Annotated in this window: 23 protein-coding genes; 5 read left to right on the plus strand and 18 right to left on the minus strand. The window is 40.5% G+C overall.

Annotated elements, in window-relative coordinates; all coding sequences use genetic code 11:
* The 4 genes from narJ to ACZ42C_RS04305 form a co-directional block, all read right to left on the minus strand.
* A complete protein-coding gene (gene narJ / locus ACZ42C_RS04290; protein WP_461183259.1) occupies positions 1-534 on the minus strand; it encodes a nitrate reductase molybdenum cofactor assembly chaperone in 534 nt (177 codons plus the stop codon).
* Positions 509-2,056 carry a nitrate reductase subunit beta gene (gene narH / locus ACZ42C_RS04295; RefSeq protein ID WP_461183260.1) on the minus strand — a complete coding sequence of 516 codons (1,548 nt, stop codon included), beginning with the start codon at positions 2,054-2,056 and terminating at the stop codon, positions 509-511. The genes narJ and narH overlap by 26 nt, the downstream gene beginning before the upstream one ends.
* Positions 2,046-5,732, minus strand: coding sequence for a nitrate reductase subunit alpha (locus ACZ42C_RS04300; protein WP_461183261.1), 3,687 nt, complete (start codon positions 5,730-5,732; stop codon positions 2,046-2,048). Before ACZ42C_RS04300 ends, narH begins: the two co-directional genes overlap by 11 nt.
* A 435-nt stretch (positions 5,733-6,167) precedes the next feature.
* Positions 6,168-6,407 (minus strand): 4Fe-4S dicluster domain-containing protein, encoded by a 240-nt coding sequence (locus ACZ42C_RS04305; protein ID WP_461183262.1) that lies wholly within the window; start codon positions 6,405-6,407, stop codon positions 6,168-6,170.
* Between the two features lie 181 nt (positions 6,408-6,588).
* On the opposite strand from ACZ42C_RS04305, the gene ACZ42C_RS04310 reads away from it, so the two are divergent.
* Positions 6,589-7,782: a M14 family metallopeptidase gene (locus ACZ42C_RS04310; protein WP_461183263.1), complete on the plus strand. Its 1,194-nt coding sequence runs from the start codon at positions 6,589-6,591 to the stop codon at positions 7,780-7,782.
* Positions 7,783-7,911: 129 nt separating this feature from the next.
* Here the strand turns inward: ACZ42C_RS04310 and ACZ42C_RS04315 are convergent, their stop codons facing one another.
* The 3 genes from ACZ42C_RS04315 to vrrA all read right to left on the minus strand — a co-directional run bounded on the left by ACZ42C_RS04315 (position 7,912) and on the right by vrrA (position 9,692).
* On the minus strand, positions 7,912-8,115 hold the full coding sequence (locus ACZ42C_RS04315; RefSeq protein ID WP_461183264.1) for a DUF6501 family protein: 204 nt from the start codon (positions 8,113-8,115) through the stop codon (positions 7,912-7,914).
* A gap of 15 nt (positions 8,116-8,130) precedes the next feature.
* Complete coding sequence (gene msrB, locus ACZ42C_RS04320; protein WP_461183265.1) at positions 8,131-9,093, minus strand: peptide-methionine (R)-S-oxide reductase MsrB; 963 nt, start codon at positions 9,091-9,093, stop codon at positions 8,131-8,133.
* Between the two features lie 83 nt (positions 9,094-9,176).
* On the minus strand, positions 9,177-9,692 hold the full coding sequence (gene vrrA, locus ACZ42C_RS04325) for a VrrA/YqfQ family protein (protein ID WP_461183266.1): 516 nt from the start codon (positions 9,690-9,692) through the stop codon (positions 9,177-9,179).
* 345 nt (positions 9,693-10,037) lie between these two features.
* On the opposite strand from vrrA, the gene ACZ42C_RS04330 reads away from it, so the two are divergent.
* Positions 10,038-10,415, plus strand: coding sequence for a YolD-like family protein (locus ACZ42C_RS04330; RefSeq protein ID WP_461183267.1), 378 nt, complete (start codon positions 10,038-10,040; stop codon positions 10,413-10,415).
* Between the two features lie 21 nt (positions 10,416-10,436).
* Here ACZ42C_RS04330 and ACZ42C_RS04335 read toward each other — a convergent pair whose 3' ends face one another.
* From ACZ42C_RS04335 to ACZ42C_RS04365, 7 genes are all read right to left on the minus strand, one after another.
* On the minus strand, positions 10,437-10,652 hold the full coding sequence (locus ACZ42C_RS04335) for a YozE family protein (RefSeq protein ID WP_461183268.1): 216 nt from the start codon (positions 10,650-10,652) through the stop codon (positions 10,437-10,439).
* Between the two features lie 12 nt (positions 10,653-10,664).
* Complete coding sequence (tatC, locus tag ACZ42C_RS04340) at positions 10,665-11,417, minus strand: twin-arginine translocase subunit TatC (RefSeq protein WP_461183269.1); 753 nt, start codon at positions 11,415-11,417, stop codon at positions 10,665-10,667.
* A 93-nt stretch (positions 11,418-11,510) separates the two neighbouring features.
* Entirely contained in the window at positions 11,511-11,687 is a 177-nt protein-coding gene (gene tatA / locus ACZ42C_RS04345) for a twin-arginine translocase TatA/TatE family subunit (protein WP_461183270.1), read from the minus strand.
* A 69-nt stretch (positions 11,688-11,756) separates the two neighbouring features.
* Positions 11,757-11,963 carry a twin-arginine translocase TatA/TatE family subunit gene (gene tatA / locus ACZ42C_RS04350; RefSeq protein ID WP_461183271.1) on the minus strand — a complete coding sequence of 69 codons (207 nt, stop codon included), beginning with the start codon at positions 11,961-11,963 and terminating at the stop codon, positions 11,757-11,759.
* A 131-nt stretch (positions 11,964-12,094) separates the two neighbouring features.
* Complete coding sequence (mobA, locus tag ACZ42C_RS04355) at positions 12,095-12,688, minus strand: molybdenum cofactor guanylyltransferase (RefSeq protein WP_461183272.1); 594 nt, start codon at positions 12,686-12,688, stop codon at positions 12,095-12,097.
* A 17-nt stretch (positions 12,689-12,705) separates the two neighbouring features.
* A complete protein-coding gene (locus ACZ42C_RS04360) occupies positions 12,706-13,194 on the minus strand; it encodes a dihydrofolate reductase (RefSeq protein ID WP_461183273.1) in 489 nt (162 codons plus the stop codon).
* Between the two features lie 14 nt (positions 13,195-13,208).
* Complete coding sequence (locus ACZ42C_RS04365; RefSeq protein WP_461183274.1) at positions 13,209-14,165, minus strand: thymidylate synthase; 957 nt, start codon at positions 14,163-14,165, stop codon at positions 13,209-13,211.
* Between the two features lie 127 nt (positions 14,166-14,292).
* Here ACZ42C_RS04365 and ACZ42C_RS04370 point away from each other — a divergent pair, with 127 nt between their 5' ends.
* Positions 14,293-15,360, plus strand: a complete 1,068-nt coding sequence (locus tag ACZ42C_RS04370) for a C40 family peptidase (protein WP_461183275.1) — start codon at positions 14,293-14,295, stop codon at positions 15,358-15,360.
* A gap of 82 nt (positions 15,361-15,442) precedes the next feature.
* A complete protein-coding gene (locus ACZ42C_RS04375) occupies positions 15,443-15,805 on the plus strand; it encodes a DUF2512 family protein (protein ID WP_461183276.1) in 363 nt (120 codons plus the stop codon).
* A 121-nt stretch (positions 15,806-15,926) separates the two neighbouring features.
* On the opposite strand, the gene ACZ42C_RS04380 is transcribed toward ACZ42C_RS04375, so the two are convergent.
* Positions 15,927-17,597 carry a formate--tetrahydrofolate ligase gene (locus ACZ42C_RS04380; RefSeq protein WP_461183277.1) on the minus strand — a complete coding sequence of 557 codons (1,671 nt, stop codon included), beginning with the start codon at positions 17,595-17,597 and terminating at the stop codon, positions 15,927-15,929.
* Between the two features lie 460 nt (positions 17,598-18,057).
* On the opposite strand from ACZ42C_RS04380, the gene ACZ42C_RS04385 reads away from it, so the two are divergent.
* Positions 18,058-18,258 (plus strand): cold-shock protein, encoded by a 201-nt coding sequence (locus ACZ42C_RS04385; RefSeq protein ID WP_461183278.1) that lies wholly within the window; start codon positions 18,058-18,060, stop codon positions 18,256-18,258.
* Between the two features lie 72 nt (positions 18,259-18,330).
* On the opposite strand, the gene ACZ42C_RS04390 is transcribed toward ACZ42C_RS04385, so the two are convergent.
* From ACZ42C_RS04390 to ACZ42C_RS04400, 3 genes are all read right to left on the minus strand, one after another.
* Positions 18,331-18,840 (minus strand): isoprenylcysteine carboxylmethyltransferase family protein, encoded by a 510-nt coding sequence (locus ACZ42C_RS04390; RefSeq protein WP_461183279.1) that lies wholly within the window; start codon positions 18,838-18,840, stop codon positions 18,331-18,333.
* A 504-nt stretch (positions 18,841-19,344) separates the two neighbouring features.
* Positions 19,345-19,863 carry an isoprenylcysteine carboxyl methyltransferase family protein gene (locus tag ACZ42C_RS04395; protein ID WP_464891328.1) on the minus strand — a complete coding sequence of 173 codons (519 nt, stop codon included), beginning with the start codon at positions 19,861-19,863 and terminating at the stop codon, positions 19,345-19,347.
* Complete coding sequence (locus ACZ42C_RS04400; protein ID WP_461183281.1) at positions 19,860-20,951, minus strand: type III polyketide synthase; 1,092 nt, start codon at positions 20,949-20,951, stop codon at positions 19,860-19,862. Before ACZ42C_RS04400 ends, ACZ42C_RS04395 begins: the two co-directional genes overlap by 4 nt.
* Positions 20,952-20,961: the final 10 nt, after the last annotated feature.

A 20,961-nucleotide genomic window follows, 5' to 3' on the forward strand; every position in this document is an offset into this window, starting at 1 on the left:
TTAAGATACTTTTTCGTTTTTTAATAACTGCCGGGAAACCTCAATGACAGCCTTTAGCAGAAAATGATATGGGCTATCATTTTCCGCTAAATCTTTTGACACCTTTACCATGGAATTTAAATGCAGCTTCAGCATTCGCTGTATATATTTTTCCTCTGCTTCAGATAAAAATTCCAGGATCATTGGTAAATAATCCGGCAATTCTTCTGATTCCAGCTCTAAATCCGAATCATTCATAATTCTTCTCAATTTAACCAGTGCCTCCCCGCGGTCTCTGGAGTCCTTAAATACATTATAGGTTAAATAGAGGGATGTTACTCCATGGTAATCGAATGTATTTACGTAATTCTCGCATATACGAATATATGGTGTGCATTCCAGATAGTGAATAAAGGATGACAAAAAAGCTTTTGCCATTGGGTTTTCCAGCTTCTGAATTTCTGCTTTCAATTCAGGCAGTTCATCAACCCATTCTTTCTGCGGATATTGCAATAATAAGGCTGCTATTTTATACACCTTTTGATGAAGTTTCATCTAATTCCCTCCAGAATCCGCTTTCATAATATTCAAGTGGGTCTGCTGCAGCACCTCCGCCCATACAACTGCGGCAAGCTTCCATAAAGTCGTACCCGGCATTTCCCTGGTGGGAAAACATATCTCCGGAATCTTCCCGGTGGGATTTAGGAATAACGTAACGGTCATCATATTTTGCAATGGCTGACAGTTGATACATTTCCTCCGCAATATCTCTGGTCATCCCTGCTTCTTCAAGAATTTTTTCATCAAAAGGTTTATTCAGTTCTTTTGCCCGCATATAGGTGCGCATGGCAACTAATTTCTGCAATACTCTTTTTATGACATTCGTATCACCCGCTGTAAACAAACTTGCCAAATAATCAATCGGGATCCGGAATTGGTTAATTGTTGGAAAAATAACATCCGGACTTAAAGAATCAACCTGTCCACCCAAAGCATTCATAAACGGGCTTAATGGCGGGATGTACCAAACCATTGGCATAGTTCTGTATTCAGGATGCAGCGGCAAAGCAATTTTTTGCTCGACGGCCAGCCTGTAAACAGGAGATCTTTGGGCTGCTTCAATCCAGTCTTCCGGAATACCCTGTTTCACAGCTTCTTTTTGTATTTCAGGGTCATACGGATCCAGGAAGGTTCCCAGCTGTGCTTCATATAAGTCCTTCTCATCTTCGACAGAGGCTGCTTCCAATACTTTATCTGCGTCATACAATACAATACCAATATATCGAAGGCGTCCCACGCAAGTCTCTGAACAAATGGTAGGTTCTCCGTTTTCGATTCTTGGAAAGCAAAAAGTACATTTTTCCGCTTTGTTTGTTTTCCAGTTAAAATAAACTTTTTTATACGGGCATCCTGTCATGCAGAATCTCCAGCTGCGGCAGGATTCCTGGTCTACAAGTACAATTCCGTCTTCCTCTCTCTTATACATTGCCCCGGATGGACAGGATGATACACAGGATGGGTTTTGACAATGCTCACAAATCCGCGGCAAATACATCATAAAAGTTTCTTCAAATTCAAATTTAATTTGCTCGTCCAGGTTTCTCATATTGGGATCGTGATGTCCGGTTTCATGGACACCGGCTAAATCATCTTCCCAGTTCGGTCCCCATGTAATATCCATATATTCTCCCGTTAGTTGGGATTTTGGACGGGCTACCGGCTGGTGTTCCTTTTCAGGGCTATTGATTAAATTTTCATAGTCATATGTCCATGGCTCGTAATAATCATCAATTTCGACCAGGTCTTTATTGTAAAAGATATTTAACAGCTTGCTTACTTTCCCTCCGGCTTTTAGTTCAAGTTTGCCGTTCTTTAAATGCCAGCCGCCTTTTCTTTCGTCATTATCTTCCCATCTTTTCGGGTAGCCCATTCCTGGTTTGGTTTCTACATTATTCCAATACATATATTCGGTTCCGGGACGATTGGTCCATGTGTTGCTGCACGTTACGCTGCACGTATGGCAGCCAATACATTTGTCAAGATTCATCACCATTCCAAATTGCGCTTTAATCTTCAAGCCAATCCACCTCTTCCCTTTCCATTTTTCGTATAATTACCTGTTCATCCCGCTGATTTCCGGTCGGTCCATAGTAATTAAATCCATAGCTGAGCTGGGCATACCCTCCAATCATATGGGTTGGTTTAATATGAATTCGTGTCGGACTGTTAAATGTCCCTCCTCGTGTCTTTGTTATTTTTGAGCCGGGAACATTGATCAGCCGGTCCTGCACGTGATACATATACGTGATGCCGCTTGGGATTCTATGACTCACTACAGCTCTTGCAACTACCACACCATTACGGTTATACATTTCAATCCAGTCATTATCTTTAATGCCAACTGATTCAGCATCCTCATTATTCAACCAGACATGAGGTCCCCCTCTGAATAACGTGAGCATTTGCTGTGTATCATAGTACGTTGAGTGATAGGACCATTTATAATGTGGTGTTAAATAACGCAGGGTAATTTCATTTTCCACTGCTTCCGGCTTCCGGTCCCCTCCATAGAAAGTCAGCTTTTGCAACGGTGGTTTAAACGTCGGCAAACCTTCTCCAAACTCGAGCATGATGTCATGGTCAAGGTAGAAAGACTGACGCCCTGTTAACGTTCTGAAAGGAATCATTTTTTCAGTATTTGTTGTAAAGTTGGCATATCTTCTGTTTCCAGTTACAGAACCGCTAAAAACGGGAGATGAGAGAACCTGCCTTGGCTGAATTGTTATATTATTAAAAGAAATCCTTTCCTCTGCCCGCTCGCTCACCAGATCGGTGAGATTTTTCTGGCCTGTTTTCTTTTCCAGGGCTTTCCATGCTTTCATGGCAAGAGATCCGTTAGTTGTACTGGATAAAGTTAGAATGGTTTCTGCTGCCTGACGATCGGATTCAATACTTGGCAGTCCTTCGAAGTATTTCGTCTTTTTATTTACACCCAACAACTTTTTAAGCAGGTCGTACTCTTCTTTTGCATCCCAATAGATGCCTTTAGCACCCAATTGATTTCGAATGTTATCTCCCAGGGAAATAAACTTTTCATAGATCTGGGGATAATCACGATCAACGACCTGGAGTTTAGGGAAATTAACGCCGGGTACTGGTTCAAAATCCCCGTTTTTCCAATCTGGAACCGTGCCATAAGCCTGCCGTATTTCATCTTTTGAATCATGCAGCAATGGCTGGGCAACAACATCTTTAACTGTTTCAGGCAAATAGGTTTCGGCCATTTCCGAAAATTTCTTTGCCAGAGATTTAAATGCATTCCAATCCGTCCGGGATTCCCAGGGGGTAGTAATTGCCGGATTAAATGGATGAATAAAGGGATGCATATCCGTACTTGATAAATCATGTTTTTCATACCATGTGGCGGCAGGTAAAACGATATCCGAATATAACCCCGTACCGCTCATGCGAAAGTCATAATTGATAAGCAGGTCCAACTTTCCTTCCGGCACATCTTCTATCCATTTTATTTCATTCGTGTTTTTCTCTTCTTCCTGTTCACTTAATGTTCCTTCATGGGTACCCAATAAGTGTTTTAGGAAGTATTCATGCCCCTTTGCAGAGCTGCCGATCAGATTTGCCCGCCACACGAAAAGCATTTTTGGGAAATTGACGGGATTGCTTGGATCGTCCACAGCAAAATTCATTTCACCGGATTTTATTTTCTCTACGATTGATTTTACTGTTTCTTCTTCGGATTGATCTCCAACCAGCTTTGTCGAATTTTGATCAAATTGCGGGTATGAGGGCACCCAACCTAATCTTGCCGCCAGGGAGTTATAATCTCCCAAATGATCGTAGCGGCCTTTTTTGGCTAACGGAGATATAAGCCCATCCACTTTTTGGGTATCATACCGCCACTGTTCCGTAGCAAAATAGAAAAACGACGTACCGGCATGCAATCTTGCTGGTATCCCCCAGTCTCTTGCCATTCCTACAGATTGGTGACCTTCCAGCGGACGAATCTTCTCCTGGCCGACATAGTGGGCCCATCCACCACCGTTTACCCCCTCACATCCTGTCAGCAAAACAAGATTAAGAATGGATCTGTAAATCATATCGGAATGATACCAATGATTGATTCCCGATCCCATAATAATCATGGAGCGACCTTTTGAATCTACCGCGTTTTGGGCAAATTCCCTGGCGATTTGTGCAATATCCTCCGCAGGTACACCGCTCATTTTTTCCGCCCATGCGGGAGTAAATGCAGCGCTTTCATTTTTATAATTAATTTGTTCCTCACCGGGTAAATTACGGGTCACGCCGCAATTAGCCAGTAATAGATCAAAAACAGTTGTGATATACTTTTCTTTTCCATCAATCATTATTTTTTTTACAGGTACTTTTCTTTTATAAATGTTGTGATTGGAAGTGTTTGTAAACTCGGGGAAACTGACATCAACTATTTCATCAGCATGATCTTTTAATGATAAGACAGGATCTATTTCTCCGAGTTCATTATCCGTATCACGCAAATGGAGATTCCAAGTCTGATTATCTTCCCAGCGATGACCTATCGTACCGTCAGGGGCTGCAAAGGAAGCGCTTTTTTGATCATAAACCACGGTCTTCCACGCTGCATTGGGAATGTTCATTCCGACGTTTTCAGCCCGGACAAATTTATCTGCTTTCAGATTTTCCCCGTCCTGATCGAGTGTGATTAAAAAAGGTAAATCTGTATACTTTTTAACGTAATCATTAAAGTACGGTGTTGACTGATCCACATAATATTCTTTTAGAATGACGTGCGTCATGGCCATTCCCAGTGCTCCATCCATCCCGGCTTCCACCGGCAGCCAGGTATCTGCAAATTTTACATACTCAGCATAGTCCGGTGCTACTGCTGCAATCTTTGTGCCTTTATAGCGTGACTCCACCATAAAATGGGCATCCGGTGTACGGGTTTGCGGCAGGTTTGAACCCCATACAAGCAAATAGCTTGAATTAAACCAATCCGAGCTTTCAGGTACATCTGTCTGCTCACCCCATACTTGCGGCGATGCAGGTGGCAAATCTGCATACCAATCATAAAAGCTTAAAAGCGAGCCGCCAATTAAATTAAGAAAGCGGGCACCGCTGGAATGACTGACCATCGACATTGCAGGAATGGGGGAAAATCCAAAAATCCGGTCCGGTCCATACTGCTGAATGGTGTAAATAATAGAGGAAGATAACAGCGTATTAATCTCTTCCCAGGTTGTCCGGACAAATCCTCCCTTTCCTCTTGCGGATTTGTATCTTTGGGATTTGTCCGGGTTTTCCACGATGCTTTTCCATGCTTTTACAGGATCTTTCTGTTCGTTTAGCGCTTCAGCCCAAATTTTTAATAAAGCTGAACGGATGTAGGGATAACGTACCCGTTGGGGGCTGTACGTATACCATGAAAAGGTGGCACCTCTTTGACAGCCACGTGGTTCAAATTCCGGCATATCCTTTCCTGTAGTCGGATAATCTATGGCCTGGGTTTCCCAAGCAATAATCCCATCTTTAACATGAACCCTCCAGCTGCAGGAACCGGTACAGTTAACCCCATGTGTCGTTCTTACTACTTTATCATGCTGCCACCTTCTGCGGTAATAGCGCTCTGTTTTGGTTCGGTCTTCCGGAGATCGTTCATACTGGTCATTCAGTTTTTCTGCTTTTCCAAAATAAGACAGACGTTTCCACAACGGTGTAGATGGTTTGCTCATTTTGCACCTCCAACGAAATGACAGATTTGTGGTTAATATTAGAATAATCTACATTGTTAATTAGTGGTAAGGATAACATGTGCAGATTTTCTCTACAAACGATAACTAATACACTGAAAAATAATGTGACATTTATCACTTAATTATTTATCTTTTTATAAATTATGTAAGCTGCAGCTAAAGCAGAAAAACTGTTTTATTATTCTTTACTAACAGGGATTAGGCAACCGGCTTCCATATTTGCTTTTGGCAACGCTTACTTTAATCAGTGTTCCCATATTATGAGTTAATTATTAACAATTTTACTGTACATTCGTAGGTTGGAGAATTTTTTATGGTTACCACAGCCTGCTGAAACTGTACATGGCTTTAATTTTAAGTGGAATTACTAAATAAAAAAAGCCGCTTTGCCTGTCACGGCAGCGGCTTTCTGTTTTATTGCTCTTCAAAGAACTTGCGGTTTATTTCGATATACTTCGATTCTTCTTCAGGTACTTCATCTTCCATGTAAATTGCCTCTACGGGACATACTGCTTCACAAGCGCCACAGTCTATACATATATCCGGATCAATATAAAACATATCTTTTCCTTCTTCTATACAATCAACAGGGCAAACTTCCACACATTCCCCGGATTTTTCACTGATACACGGTGAAGTGATTACAAAAGCCATTCGTCTTCCTCCCATCGGTAGTATGTTATGAGTTATGTCGGCTAGTTACAGTATAACTTATTTCCCTTTAAAAATAAAAAAGAAACTCAATGATCACGTATGTCGAACCAGGGAAATTATTCATTTTTTCAGCCTTGTAAACATAGGAATTACTATTCATCCATCATAAGGAGGGAATTAGATGGAGGTCACTGTAAGAAACGGAGATACTCTATGGTACTATAGTCAGCTGTTCGGCATACCCCTCATATTGATTGAGGATTCGAACCCTGGCATTACACCTGATCAACTAACAACTGGACAACAAGTTGCTATCCCCGGCTATATGGTTGAACCCTATACCATCCAACCGAATGATACCCTATGGACGATTTCGATGACTAATAATGTGCCGGTGGATAGTCTCCGTTTATTAAACCCGGGGATAGATGCTTTCCAGTTACAAATTAACGAACAGATTTATTTGCCTCATAAAGTGGAAGGGATGATTATTTCGGATGCCAGCCATTATACGTATGAAACAATGCTGTCGGATATGGAAAAGCTGGCAACAGTATATCCTTTTATCATGCAGCAGGTTATTGGCCAATCGGTGATGACTAAAGATATTATAGATCTGCAGATCGGAAGGGGTGCAAAGAACGTCCATGTAAATGGATCCTTTCACGCACAGGAATGGATTACTACTCCGGTACTCATGCAATTTATTAATGAATATGCACTTTCTCTTACTAATCATCTTCCTATCAGAGGTCTGTTTATGCTCCCATTTTACCGCGATTCCCTTTTATCCATTGTTCCTATGGTTAATCCGGATGGTGTCAATCTTGTTTTAAATGGGGCTGAGGCTGCCGGGGAATATCAGGAGGAAGTGCTGGAAATCAACAACCAAAATGAAGATTTTTCCAATTGGAAAGCAAATATAAGAGGTGTGGACTTAAATAATCAATATCCCGCATTATGGGAAACGGAAAGTGCACGAAAACCAAGTTCCCCGCAGCCTGCTGATTTCCCCGGTTACCAGCCACTGACGGAACCTGAGGCCATTGCCATGGCAGAAATGGCAGCTGAGCGGAATTTCTTAAGGGTTCATGCTTTTCATACACAGGGAGAAGTCATATTTTGGGGTTTTCAGGGTCTGGAGCCTCCGGAGTCCGAAGTAATTGTAAATGAATATGAGAGAGTGAGCGGCTATCAGCCTGTACAGTATGTTGACAGCTATGCCGGATATAAAGATTGGTTCATACAGGAATTCAGGAGGCCGGGTTTTACGGTGGAACTGGGACGCGGTGTTAATCCCCTGCCGGTGGAGCAATTTCCCGATATGTATGAAAAAAGTCTGGGAATACTGCTTGCCAATTTATATCTGGATTAAAGATGAAAACAGAAGGAGAAAGGTCGTCCTCCCTCCTTCTGTTTTTCTATAAAGCTGATTTCACGTATTTTGTTGGCAGGTATGATAATACAGCCTTCATAGTTCGTATGTGTTCAAAACGAACACAGCTTATACTTCTTCAAAGTAATCTTTCAGGAAACCGCCTACCCGGTCACTGTTATCGATGATAAAGTAAAATTCATCAGTTTCATTTTTTACATCATACGTTTTCCCGGGTGTTAATTTTCTGTTTACGATAAATTTCTTTGCGTCCGCATGGACACACTTAACCTGCTTTATTGTTTCCTTGTTTTCCCAGTCAAGATGAATCATGTTTTAACTCCTTTATTAATCCTTGAAAAGATATAAATATTTTCCATACCCTTCTTTTTCCATATGTTCTTTTTCAATAAAACGCATGGCAGCAGAGTTCATACAATATCTTAATCCCCCTGCTTCCTTTGGGCCATCCTCAAATACATGTCCCAAATGGGAATCTGCATTTCTGCTTCTCACTTCCGTCCTGATCATTCCGTGGGAGGTATCCGTGTTTTCGGTTAATTGATAATTGTCAACCGGCTTGGTAAAGCTTGGCCATCCGCACCCGGCGTCGTATTGGTCACGGGAGGAGAACAGAACGTCACCGGAAACAATATCAACATAAATGCCTTCTTTTTCATTATCCCAATATTCATTTTGATAAGGACGTTCTGTTCCGTTTTCCTGTGTTACATGATATTGCAGTGGTGTCAGCTTTTCTTTCAATGCCGATTTATCCACGGGTTTTTGCCAATTTTCCTTAATAAAATCCTCCCTCCCGGAACCTTTTTTATAGAGCCGGTAGTGGAAGGATTGCTTTTTGTAATAGTCCTGATGCTCTTCTTCGGCCTCGTAGAAGGTTTTGGCAGGAAGAATTTCCGTAACAATCGGTTTTGAAAACTTTTTGCTTTCATCAAGTTTCTGCCTGGATGCTTCAGCAATCCTCCGTTGTGCTTCATTATGATAAAATATGGCTGTTTTGTAGGATTCTCCCCGATCATTAAATTGACCTCCCGGGTCGGTTGGATCAATTTGCTGCCAAAATGTTTCCACAAGCTGTTCGTAGGACATGATGTCCGGATTATACTTAATCTGCACGGCTTCCACATGACCGGTTGTGTTTGAGCTAACCTGTTCATAGGTTGGATTTTCCACATCTCCGCCTGTATATCCCGAAACAATACTTATAATACCCGGACGTTCATCAAATGGTTCTACCATGCACCAGAAGCATCCGCCTGCAAATGTAGCTGTTTCTCTATTTGAAGCCATTTCCGCACCTCCACCAGTTTGTATATATATACTACCTCTATTTTTTCGCTTATTGTATAAAAAATCAAGTGCGGCGACTTATGTTATATATAGAGCTTCGGAACAGACTCTCCATTCCCGGTCCGCGTCCTATCTTTACTTTCTGATTCCATTTTATCGGTTTTCGCATTGCTTTCCAATTGAATGGAACTGCTCTCCCAGTCAATGGAACCATCTTCCATCTCACCTGTCGATTCTTTTTCTGTGGATTCATCCGTTTTTTTGCCGGAGCTCTCCATATCTTTAAATGCCTTCATCATCTTATACATTGCCGGCAGATTTTTAATCATGGGGCCATATTCCTGGACTAAAGGTGCGCTGGATTGTACCACATTTAATATTTGCTGCACATTATTTAATGCGCCGGATAGACCTCCTCCCCCTTCCCCGGGATTAGCCATTCCGGCTGCGGATTGGGAATTTAATAAGCGTGATAAAATCCCCGGTGTGTTATTTGTCCGGGGCATGCCATTCATTGCTCCGGGAGGCATCATAGTATTGGAAGGAGGGCGCATTTGGCCGGGCATCATATTTCCCGGACGCTGGCTTGGAAAAAACATATTATCTCCGCCTTTGTATATATTAGTCTGGATTATTGTACGTATTTTACCGTAAATTGTGTAGGCTGAGACTGCGAAGTATCCTCGTCCCATCAAAAGGATCTGCTGTGAAGCACCCTTTCCTATTTTTTAACGTGCCTGTCCATTCATTTATTTCCGGTAATAACATAACTATTTCCCGGGAAACCGCAGGAATTTACAACTACAGTGGAGATCATAGCGGATTATGACGAAAAATATAGAATACGACAGGTTTATGTAAAACGAGACTTCCTCCCCTGCTTAGAGTATTGCTATTATATGGCTGCTTTTCGTCATCAGTTCATGATGAGGAAGATAATTACATTGAAAAAAGAACTTGTGTTCGGTTATACTGTTATAGAGGTGAGAAAAATGGTACAGGATAGAGGAAATATAAAATGGACAACACTTATGCTGCCGGAGCATGCAGAATTACTGAAAGAGCTGTGGGAGGAGGATGGGAAAACGCATAGGCCGTTATTGGATCCGCAGGAAATAGAAAGCATGAATCATGAGTTAGTAAAAGCCTTTCAGCAGCAGTGTCCCATTACCTTGTCTGTTTATAAAAACGGTAATGAATTGGACTACTCCGGGAAAATTAAACGTATGGATAAAGAAAAGGAATGTGTAATCATAAAAGGAGAGCCAAACGGGGAAGTATCCGTTCCTTTTAATGCCGTGACCAGGGTTATCATAAATTAAAGGTGCCTACTGGCAGCACCTTTAATCATGTTCCGTATATATTTCCCATAATTCATCAAAAACAGTTAAAGCACCTGGAAAAGGACTTTCCGTTTCCAGGTATCTGCTGATTTCATCATAGTCAGCCGAATGCTTGGGGAAATCAAACGATGTATATGCCCAGTCGGCAAGACGGCTGAATTCATCCGGTTTAAGCTTTCCCCGATAAGTCATTAGAAAATGGTAAAAAGACCGCATGATGTACACCTCTTACTCTTCCATGAATTTCCGATGTTTTTCTTCTTTTTTACGGAAGACCACCTTGGACAGATAAATGCTTGCTTCGTATAAAATAATTAATGGTACTGAAATAATAAGCGGCAATATAAAGTCCGGCGGAGTAATCATCGCACTGATGACAATTAAAAGAAAATAAGCATATTTTCTCTTTCTGCGCATAAAATCCGGAGTTAAAAGCCCCAGACTTGTCAAAAACATGGAAATCACCGGAATTTCAAACAAAATAGCAAAAGGCAAAGTAACCCTTAGTACGAATTTAAAATACCTTTCCGTTGTAAACATTTCGTTGAACATGCCTTCACTGACACTGAGCAGGAAAGGCAGGATCAGTTCTACAAACATAAAATACCCGAATACAAAACCGCTCACAAATAATATAAATATAGCCGGAATGTACGGTATGCTCGCCTTTCTCTCTTTCGGGGTCAACCCGGGTTTTATAAATGCCCAAATTTGGTAGGCGAGAAGCGGCAGGGTAGCTGTAATGGCTACCAGTCCAGCCATCATAAAATACAGCCATACTGCCTCACCCGGACTGAGAATGGTTAACTGAAATTCCAAATCTTTGATGAAAAAATAATAAATATCTTCTACAAAAATAAAGCCGGTAATAAAAAATAAAATGAAGAAAACAGCAGTGACAATAAGTCTGTTTCTCAGTTCGGAAAGATGTCCGACCACATTCATTTCTTTTTCATTATAGTCTGTTTCACGCTCAGTCATTCATTTCACCTCTTTAGCCTGGGCAACTCCTTTAAAAACACAAAAGAAGATGCAAGGATATGTACCTTACACCTTCACATCAGTCATAGATACTTATTTTTCATTCTTTGGGGTAGAATCATCGGAAGAAATATCCTTTGTAGCATTTTTAAACTCTTTTAAAGACCCCCCAAAAGCCTTGCCGATCTCCGGTAACTTAGACGGCCCGAAAATAATCAGCGCAATAATAAGTATTAAAATCAACCCCGGGATACCGATACTGCTTAACATTTCATCACTCCCAAAGATTTATTTACCAGGCAGCAATAAGAAAGAATTACCTGTATATGAAGTTAGGTACTAGTCTTTTTTTCCGTCCGACACAATGTCCTTCGCTTCTTTTACTTCATCTTTTACATCACCGGTAAGGTCATTGGCGGACTTTTTAAATTCCTTTAATGTCTGACCTGCGGCTTTACCGATCTCGGGCAATTTGGAAGGCCCGAATATAATTAATGCAATGATTAATATTAATATCAACCCGGGAAAACCGATACTGGATAACATGAATACACCTACTTTTCGTTATTGGCATTATTACTGAAACAACAAGTGAAAACACTTGATAATACACATAATGTTCATAGAATATTATACTTCCTTATACTAGAAACATCAATAGTTTACCATGTAATTCACTAATTGGACAAATCATATAATAATTTAATCTCTGCATAATCGGAGCGTGTATTCATATTGAAAAAATGCCGATGTAATGTCTTTTCGGAAATTCCATCAAATTCATCAACATAGTTAACATAAATATTTTCAAAAAAACTTTTTACCTTTAACTCCCCTTTATCCAACTGCTGCTGTACGGCCTGCAAAGCAGACCTTCTATATATGCCGGATAATGGATGGGTCTGTTCGTCAAAGACCGGGACTGCGGCGTCATAGTTATGGAGATTGGAAAAAAGGTGTTGATATACGTCTTTATTAATTAAAGGCGTGTCACAGGCAGAGACGATATAGGCATCAGCTTTCTTGTGGAAAAAAGCTGTTTCCAGCCCGGCTAAAGGTCCTTTTTCCCGGAACCGGTCACTGACAATATCACATTTAAGAAATGAATACAATGATGGATCGTTGGCCACCACTACCACTTTATCGCTCAAGCTAAATAATTCGTCATAAATATGCTCAACCACCTTTTGGTTGCCCAATGGCAATAAAGCTTTATTTTCCCCCATTCTGGATGATTTACCACCAGCGAGTATAATTCCGATAACAGTCATAGCAGCTCCCCAATTAATCATTTTCGGTCATATTGCAAAAAGTAATAATCATAGGAGTTTTTCTCATCCTTCTCCCCTTTTTCTTCAGAAGTTAGTTGCCACTCATCCGGGGAAAAGTCAGGAAAATAGACATCTCCTTCAAAAGCTTCGTCAATCCAGGTAATGTACATTCTGTCGGCATAGGGCATTAATTGTGTGAAAATATCCCCTCCGCCAATGACAAAATACTCTTCCTCGGGATTCTGCCGGGTGCGTTCCAGCAACAAGGGTATATCTGAAATAACTTCCACTTCTTCCGGAAAACCCATTTCCTGTTTTGTTAGAACAATATGGTTGCGCTTTGGCAGAACCCTCCCTATGGACTCAAAGGTTTTTCTGCCCATTATTATCGTTCCTCCGGTAGTTTTTTCTTTGAAAAAGCGCAAATCCCTGGGTAGATGCCATGGTAATTGATTATTGTGTCCAATAACACGGTTTCGGTCCATTGCGACTAATAGTGAAATCAAGGTTGTCCCTCCTGTTAAACTGCAATTGGTGCTTTAATGGATGGATGCGGATCATAATTAATCAATTCAAAATCAGTTAGTTCAAAATCAAATATGGATTTTTTTTCTTTATTAATTTTCAATTCGGGAAATGCCCGCACTTCCCTTCCCAGTTGGGTATTTACCTGTTCAACATGGTTTAAGTAAATATGTGCATCACCCAGCGTATGCACGAACTCACCAACTTCCAGGTTGCACTCATGTGCAATGAGGTGTGTAAGCAATGCATAGCTTGCAATATTAAATGGCACCCCAAGGAAGATGTCGGCGCTTCTTTGATACAGCTGACAGGATAATTTTCCATCGGCAACATAGAACTGGAATAATGTATGGCATGGCGGTAGGGCCATGGACGGTATATCTTCCGGGTTCCAGGCAGAAACGATATGACGGCGGGAATCGGGTTTGGTCCGAATCGCCTCAATCACCTCTTTTAACTGGTCAATCGTCCTTCCTTTGGACGTTTTCCAATCCCTCCACTGCTTTCCGTATACGGAACCAAGCTCTCCGTATTTATCAGCAAATGTGTTATCGTTCAGTATTCTATCTTTAAAAATATCCATTTGTTCTTCGTATTGTTTTTTAAAGGCTGGATCTTGCTGGCTGCGGTTTCCAAAGTCGGTCATATCCGGACCTTCATATTCCGCACTGTTTACCCAGCGTTCAAAAGCCCATTCGTTCCATATGTTATTGTTATGTTCAAGTAAATAACGTATATTTGTATCTCCCTTTATAAACCAGAGAAGTTCACTGGCCACAAGCCGAAAAGGAACTCTTTTTGTAGTTAATAAAGGAAAGCCATTGCTTAAATTAAAACGCATCTGATGGCCGAATACAGATAAAGTACCGGTATTTGTCCTGTCTTCTTTCTTTGTTCCCTTATCTAAAATATGCCTGCATAAATCCAAATAAGCCTGTTCACCTTTTGCCATTTTCCCTGCCTCCTATTCATATCTGTTTTTCTTATTGTAACATAAAGTTGTAATGTAACCGTAATTCATAAATAGTTGTTTTTCTCATAAAACTTAATAGACACCCGAAATGAAAGGGGATTTTTGTATGATTAACGGTACGGTAGAGCACGTAGTAAAGAGATCTGTTTTGTATAGCTATGTGTTGAGTCAGCCATTCGTTTTTTACGTTGATGCATATCCTGATTTGCAGAATGAAATATTATTGAACTCAGAACAGCTTCAATATGGAGAACACGGGGAGTCGGTCAGGATACTCCAGCAAAAGCTAAAAAAGCTATCTTATTATGATGATAAGATAGATGGAGATTTTGGATTGTTTACAGAGCATGCACTTAAAAAGATACAAACGGATCATTATATAGCTTCGTATGGCCAGGCTGATGACGATACCATACGCACTATCATACAAATGGAAAAAGACAGATATCTGAATCAGGTGGAACAGCTTTCTGAATCGGTCTACCCCGGTATGCATGGAGAAGACGTAGAAATTATACAGGAAGCATTGCAATACTTTGGATATTATGAAGGTGAACTGGACGGCATTTATGGCCCGCTCACGAGAAAAGCCCTTGAAATTGCTGAAGAAGAGCATGGAATAGAATTATCCGAGGAAGTAACCCGTGATGATTTGGCAGCTTTATATGAATCAGACCAGGAGGAAAATGCGGAACCGGATGTCGAGCAGGAAAATACGGAAGTAAATAAGGAAGATGAGGAAGTAAGTAAAACAAATGAAGAAAAAGATCAGCAGGAAAAGGAAATAAAAAAAGCGGAAGTTACATCCTCCCACACACAAGGAGCAGTGGAAGAAGCCCGGTCCATGATTGGCTCCCCCTATTCCTGGGGAGGTACATCTCCAAGTGGCTTTGATTGCAGTGGTTTCATTCAATATATATTTCAATCTCAAGATATTACCATTCCGCGGACAGTAAGTGAAGTTTGGAATTTCGCCCAACCGGTGGATTCTCCTTCCATCGGGGATCTTGTTTTCTTTGAGACATACAAGCCCGGACCATCCCATATGGGGATTTATATAGGCAATGGGGAATTTATTCATGCCGGTGAAACAAACGGCGTGGAAATAAGTAATTTAAGCAATCCCTATTGGGAACCAAGATATTTGGGAGCAAAACGGGTTTCTCAGGAATAGCTGTGTGTTTTAATAGCCTGTGAGTAATAATCTCCATATATTTGCAGACACTAATCCTACAATAGAGGAAAGGTGGGATTAGATGAATGGTTTAGTTGTGAAATTGCTCGTTACCCCGATTGGCATAATCATTGCTTCATGGATATTTCCGAATGTCAATTTTGCGGGTTGGTACCAGCCCATTATCATTGGGGTATTATTGGCTTTTGTCGGATATGCAATGGAACTTGCCATACTCAATGAAAATACAAAATGGCTGACTGTCTTTATCGACTGGGGTGTTTCAGCCATTTTTATTTACTTTAGTGCTTTCCTTTTTGTAAATACATTTGTCTCATTTTGGGGAGCTGTATTAACAGGGGCTTTGCTCGCTGTAACAGAAATATTCCAGCATAATTGGTTATTGAACAGCGGACATAACCGGGAAGATCCTGTTGGGGATTAAATGCCACCATACTGATTTATCATCAGGCGGATAAGTGCATCCGTTATAATTATACAGGAAATAAAAAAAGAACCATCCACGGAATTGTCGTAAGAATGGTTCTTTTTTTATGCGTATTTTATTAAAATAACCCTTGCACTTTCCCATCACTGGTCACATCCATATTTAATGCAGCAGGCTTTTTGGGCAAGCCCGGCATGGTCATAACGTCACCGGTCAATACGACGATAAAACCTGCTCCAATCGAGGGGCGTAGCTCTCTGATCGAAATGGTGAAATCATTCGGACGGCCCAGCAGATTTGGGTCATCAGAAAGGGAATATTGGGTTTTTGCCATGCATATTGGAAGTTTCCCCCACCCCTGCTTTTCATAAAACGACATTTGCTTCTTTGCTTTGGATGATAGTTCAATCTCTTTTGCCCCGTATACGGTTTGGGCAATTTTTCTGATTTTGGCTTCCAATGTCTGATCCAGGTCATACAGATAACTAAAATTCCTGTTCGGAGAATCGGTTGTTTCAACTATTTTTTCCGCCAATTGAATACCGCCCTCTCCCCCGTTTGCCCAAACATCGGTAAGTGCCACGTCTATATTTCTCGATTCACACCAGGATTTAATGAAATTCGTTTCTGCTTCCGTATCGGAAGGAAATTTATTTATGGCAACAACGTACGGTAGACCGAAAGTTTCAATCGTTTCAATATGTTTTTTCAAATTCTCCATTCCGGCTTTTAATGCACCCACGTTTTCTTCCTTTAACCGATCCTTTGCCACGCCGCCGTGCATTTTTAAAGCCCTTACAGTGGCAACAACAACAACGGCATCTGTATCAAACCCGCCGGCACGGGATTTTATATTAAGAAATTTTTCAGCCCCGAGATCTGCCCCGAACCCTGCTTCTGTTACAACATAATCCCCCAGCTTGGCAGCGGCTTTTGTTGCCATAATACTATTGCAGCCATGCGCAATATTGGCAAATGGACCGCCATGAATAATGGCAGGTGTATTCTCCATGGTTTGTACAAGGTTTGGTTTCATCGCATCTTTGAGAAGCAACGTGAGGGCGCCTTCGACTTTCAGATCTTTTACGGTAATCGGCTCCTCTTTATGTGTATAGCCTATAACGATATTGGAAAGTCTTGTTTTCAAATCATCCATATTTTTAGCCAGGCATAGAATGGCCATGATCTCTGAGGCTACAGTAATATTAAAGCCTTCCTCCCTTGGTACACCACGCATCGGTCCGCCGAGTCCGACAACAATCTGTCTCAGAGCTCTGTCGTTCATATCCATGACCCTTTTCCATTCAATTCTCCGTGCGTCAATATTTAATTCATTTCCACGGTGAATGTGGTTGTCAATCATGGCTGAAAGGGCATTATTAGCAGTTGTGATTGCATGCAGATCCCCGGTAAAATGCAGGTTTATATCCTCCATTGGCAATACCTGTGAATAACCACCGCCTGCTGCTCCGCCTTTCAGTCCCATGACAGGACCCAGCGAGGGTTCGCGCAGTGCAATCACGGTTTTTTTGCCTATTTTATTTAATGCCTGCCCCAGTCCAACTGTTACCGTGGACTTCCCTTCCCCTGCAGGTGTCGGATTGATGGAAGTAACCAGTATTACTTTACCATCAGGTTTATCCTGAAGCTTATCCAACAATTGATCAGAAAGCTTTGCTTTTGTATGGCCGTATGGCTCGAAATCTTCTTTCGATAATCCAAGGTTTGCAGCAATTTCATCAATCGGCTTTAACTTGGCTTCTTGTGCTATATCAATATCGGTTTTCATTATGATGCTCCTTTCCATTATTTAAATTAGATCATATCATGCTTAGAGCGCTTTCATTATACCTTTTATTATATCAGAAACAAAGCTAGTTATTTACTGATTTGATTAAGATAAACGTAATGGTTTATATTCTTGTCTAAGCAAATACAGCATCTCTTCCTGTTGTTACCCCAATACTTGATGGGACAATTTGACATTATACATATGTAATAGAGAATTTTTTAATTATTTCTTTTGGAATATAAGTCAATTTCTTGACTGGAGAATATAATTAAGCTATATTAGACACAAGCAAAGAAGATGTACGGATTCATATATAACATAGGCAGCTTCTATAGAAGTGGATGTGAATGTGATCCTGCAATTCTATATAAGCTGCCTGTTTTTATGTTCTGTAAGTCTGCTTTGTATTACCACGTTTCCTATGATGAACGTGAAAGTTTTTAGGAGGATTAAATACATGGAAAATGGTGTAGTAAAATGGTTTAATGCAGAAAAAGGTTATGGTTTCATTCAGCTGGAAGAGGGAAATGACGTTTTTGTTCACTATTCAGCAATCCAGGAAGAAGGCTTTAAATCTTTGGAAGAAGGCCAGCAAGTATCCTTTGAAATTGTTGAAGGCGAACGTGGACCTCAAGCTGCAAATGTAGTTAAAAACTAAATTGATACTATATATAAAAGCAGTAATTCCTGTTGAAAATTCAGGAATTACTGCTTTTTTTGTTTTCCGCTATTATAAAGGTGCTTTTGTATATGCTCGCCCCTTTTCAGGCAGTTTCACCTGTATTATTAAGAGGTGAATTAAAGGAAAGATCAACGCTGTAAGATACGCACCAAATAGAAGCGGAACGATAAATAATTGAATGATAGAGATGATGTTGTAAGGCTCCTTTATAAGCCTGTAAGGTCCCCTTCTAAAAAGCAGCACACCCGGAAGCATCAATTTTTTCAACGTCCAAAACCTTCCCAGACTGACCATACACCAAAGCTTGCCGGCAGTTAGGACAATGAATAAAAAGAAAAACAAAGTGTGCAATTTGTCCGGTTGTATAAGCAGGAGGCATTCTGCCAATATGGACAGAAAAAATAACCAGTGAAGCAAATAAATCCACCTGTACTTCCAGCCTTCATCCTCAATGGCTCCTCTTACCTTGAGCCATTGCTCATTTTTTCTTGATATATAAAGCTCCAAAACCCTGACTGACAATATTAATATGAATATGGTATAGATCCAGAATACCAATTGAAATCACTCCTGTTTCGTGCTGCTGATATAACAAATGAATAGCATGCAGGTTCCTTTTTTCATATATTATCTACATGTTTTTCACCTTTTTTGTAATTAATTCTATTTCGTATGATGAAAACAAGAGGTCATTTAAATGAAAGGGTAAAAATGCCAAGTTTTGAAGGGAAAAAACAGAACAGACAACTCATAATGAAAAATAGCCGACTTAAGAGGCCTTTCATTTCTGAAATATTAACAGGTCTATTTATTATCGTCAGCTGGGTTATTCTCTATGCACTATTTATTGTGATATAGAAAGGTTTCACCGTCTTATGGCAAGTGACCACTCCAAATGTTGTTCATAGGTTGCCATCACTATTGCATGAATATTCTTTGCAGATATACAGTTTCCTGATATTATTCAAAAATTATCACCCGGATCACCGCCATTTTATGGACTGATCGGAAATTCATAATGAAATTAAAAGAAGGCTGTCGGATAGACAGACCTCCTTTTAATTATGTCCTGACTGCTTTATTTAACGCTTTTTCCTCACATGGTATCCGTATTCGCAGCAAAAGAATATGCAGGATTGGGAAAATGACCGCTGTAACGTAAGCACCAAATAATAATGGAATAATAAATAGCTCTACCCCTACAATAATATAGTTTGGGTGTTTAACATATTTGTAAGGTCCTTTCTTTACCAGGGGATATCCGGGCAAAACAATGATCTTAGTATTCCAAAATTTACCCAATGACGAAATGCACCAAATTCTGACAACCTGTGTTAAAAGAAATAAAATAAATAATACATAGTTAAGCTGCACAGCAGACACATTCCGCAGTATTATTTCAATCAGGATAGAGAAGAAAAACAAACTGTGAATAAGAATAAACCATTTATAATGCTCCTTCCCTATTTCAATGGCTCCTTTTTCCTTCATCCACTTTTCATTTCTTCCTGCTATTTTTAACTCTATTAATCGCTGGATTATTATTAGTAAAAATAATATCCATAAAATTAGCGGCATCATCCTTTCCCCCACTCGATCAGCATGAGTTCGGAACTGAATCCCGGCCCCATTGCAGATAATATACTTTTTTCATTTTTTTCCACCACTTCTTTCATCCATGCTTTCAGTACATACAGGACAGTCGCAGAAGACATATTTCCATGGTCGGCCAGAACAGTATAAGAATGTTTAAATTTATTGCGGGAAGCATGCAAGACCTTTTCCATTTCCTCAAGTACTTTCCTACCTCCGGGATGGGCAATAAAAGAATGGAGTGTCTCCTGATAAAGAAGATTTTCTTCTAAAAAATTGCTGATATGCTCTTTCCAGAAACTCCCAATAAGCGCCGGAATACTTTTGGAAAACACTACTTCCATACCATTATCGGTAATGTCCCAACCCATGACTTCCAGGGTGTGCTTTTTTGTGCAAGAACTTGTTTTTCTAATTTCAGGTATATTATTTCTGCTAAAGGATCTCAATGGCGAGTCCCTGCCTACTGCAACGGCAGCGGCTACACCATCCCCAAACAGTGCTGTTCCGACCATATTGCTCTTTTTCCGATCTGACTTTTGAAAGGTCAGGCTGCATAGTTCGCAGCAGACGATTAAAGCTGTCTTGTCCGGATTGGCTGTAATAAAATCGTGGACCCGTGACAATCCGATGGCACCACCGGCACATCCGAGTCCCCATAAAGGCATCCGTTGAATACTTTCCTTAAAAGGACGTTCGTTCATAAGGAAGGCATCTATCGAAGGCGTGGATAAGCCGGTACTTGACACATAAACAATCATATCAATGGCTTCATGGGGAATGTTCCGGCTGAGGAAGTCTTTGTTTGCCAAACATTCATCTATCGCAGCTAGGGACAGATTTGTTGCAGATTGCTGATAAAGATAATTGCTTTCTTTAAATGTATGGCTATTTTTAAACCAGGAAGGTTCAGCAGCAAATTGTCTTTTTTTTACCAGTGTATTGTCAAAGACAGGAAATAATTTAGCAGTTTCTCTATCAGTTAGGGAGAATATGTCCTTTATTAATGGTTTTATGTCATTTTGCGAAATCTCATAAGGCGGAATTCCCGTACCGATCGAGCATATATATGTCATGGTTTACCCT

It is taken from the genome of Virgibacillus kimchii, from assembly GCF_055379185.1.

Coding starts and splice junctions, on each gene's coding strand:
- ACZ42C_RS04310 (WP_461183263.1), top strand. CDS start 6,589: ATGGAGGTCACTGTAAGAAACGGAGATACTCTATGGTACTATAGTCAG.
- mobA (WP_461183272.1), bottom strand. CDS start 12,688: ATGACTGTTATCGGAATTATACTCGCTGGTGGTAAATCATCCAGAATG.
- ACZ42C_RS04395 (WP_464891328.1), bottom strand. CDS start 19,863: ATGATGCCGCTAATTTTATGGATATTATTTTTACTAATAATAATCCAG.
- narJ (WP_461183259.1), bottom strand. CDS start 534: ATGAAACTTCATCAAAAGGTGTATAAAATAGCAGCCTTATTATTGCAA.
- ACZ42C_RS04300 (WP_461183261.1), bottom strand. CDS start 5,732: ATGAGCAAACCATCTACACCGTTGTGGAAACGTCTGTCTTATTTTGGA.
- msrB (WP_461183265.1), bottom strand. CDS start 9,093: ATGGCTTCAAATAGAGAAACAGCTACATTTGCAGGCGGATGCTTCTGG.
- ACZ42C_RS04375 (WP_461183276.1), top strand. CDS start 15,443: ATGAATGGTTTAGTTGTGAAATTGCTCGTTACCCCGATTGGCATAATC.
- tatA (WP_461183271.1), bottom strand. CDS start 11,963: ATGTTATCCAGTATCGGTTTTCCCGGGTTGATATTAATATTAATCATT.
- vrrA (WP_461183266.1), bottom strand. CDS start 9,692: ATGTTTTTTCCAAGCCAGCGTCCGGGAAATATGATGCCCGGCCAAATG.
- ACZ42C_RS04380 (WP_461183277.1), bottom strand. CDS start 17,597: ATGAAAACCGATATTGATATAGCACAAGAAGCCAAGTTAAAGCCGATT.
- ACZ42C_RS04370 (WP_461183275.1), top strand. CDS start 14,293: ATGATTAACGGTACGGTAGAGCACGTAGTAAAGAGATCTGTTTTGTAT.
- tatA (WP_461183270.1), bottom strand. CDS start 11,687: ATGTTAAGCAGTATCGGTATCCCGGGGTTGATTTTAATACTTATTATT.
- ACZ42C_RS04315 (WP_461183264.1), bottom strand. CDS start 8,115: ATGATTCATCTTGACTGGGAAAACAAGGAAACAATAAAGCAGGTTAAG.
- ACZ42C_RS04305 (WP_461183262.1), bottom strand. CDS start 6,407: ATGGCTTTTGTAATCACTTCACCGTGTATCAGTGAAAAATCCGGGGAA.
- ACZ42C_RS04385 (WP_461183278.1), top strand. CDS start 18,058: ATGGAAAATGGTGTAGTAAAATGGTTTAATGCAGAAAAAGGTTATGGT.
- ACZ42C_RS04335 (WP_461183268.1), bottom strand. CDS start 10,652: ATGCGGTCTTTTTACCATTTTCTAATGACTTATCGGGGAAAGCTTAAA.
- tatC (WP_461183269.1), bottom strand. CDS start 11,417: ATGACTGAGCGTGAAACAGACTATAATGAAAAAGAAATGAATGTGGTC.
- ACZ42C_RS04365 (WP_461183274.1), bottom strand. CDS start 14,165: ATGGCAAAAGGTGAACAGGCTTATTTGGATTTATGCAGGCATATTTTA.
- ACZ42C_RS04400 (WP_461183281.1), bottom strand. CDS start 20,951: ATGACATATATATGCTCGATCGGTACGGGAATTCCGCCTTATGAGATT.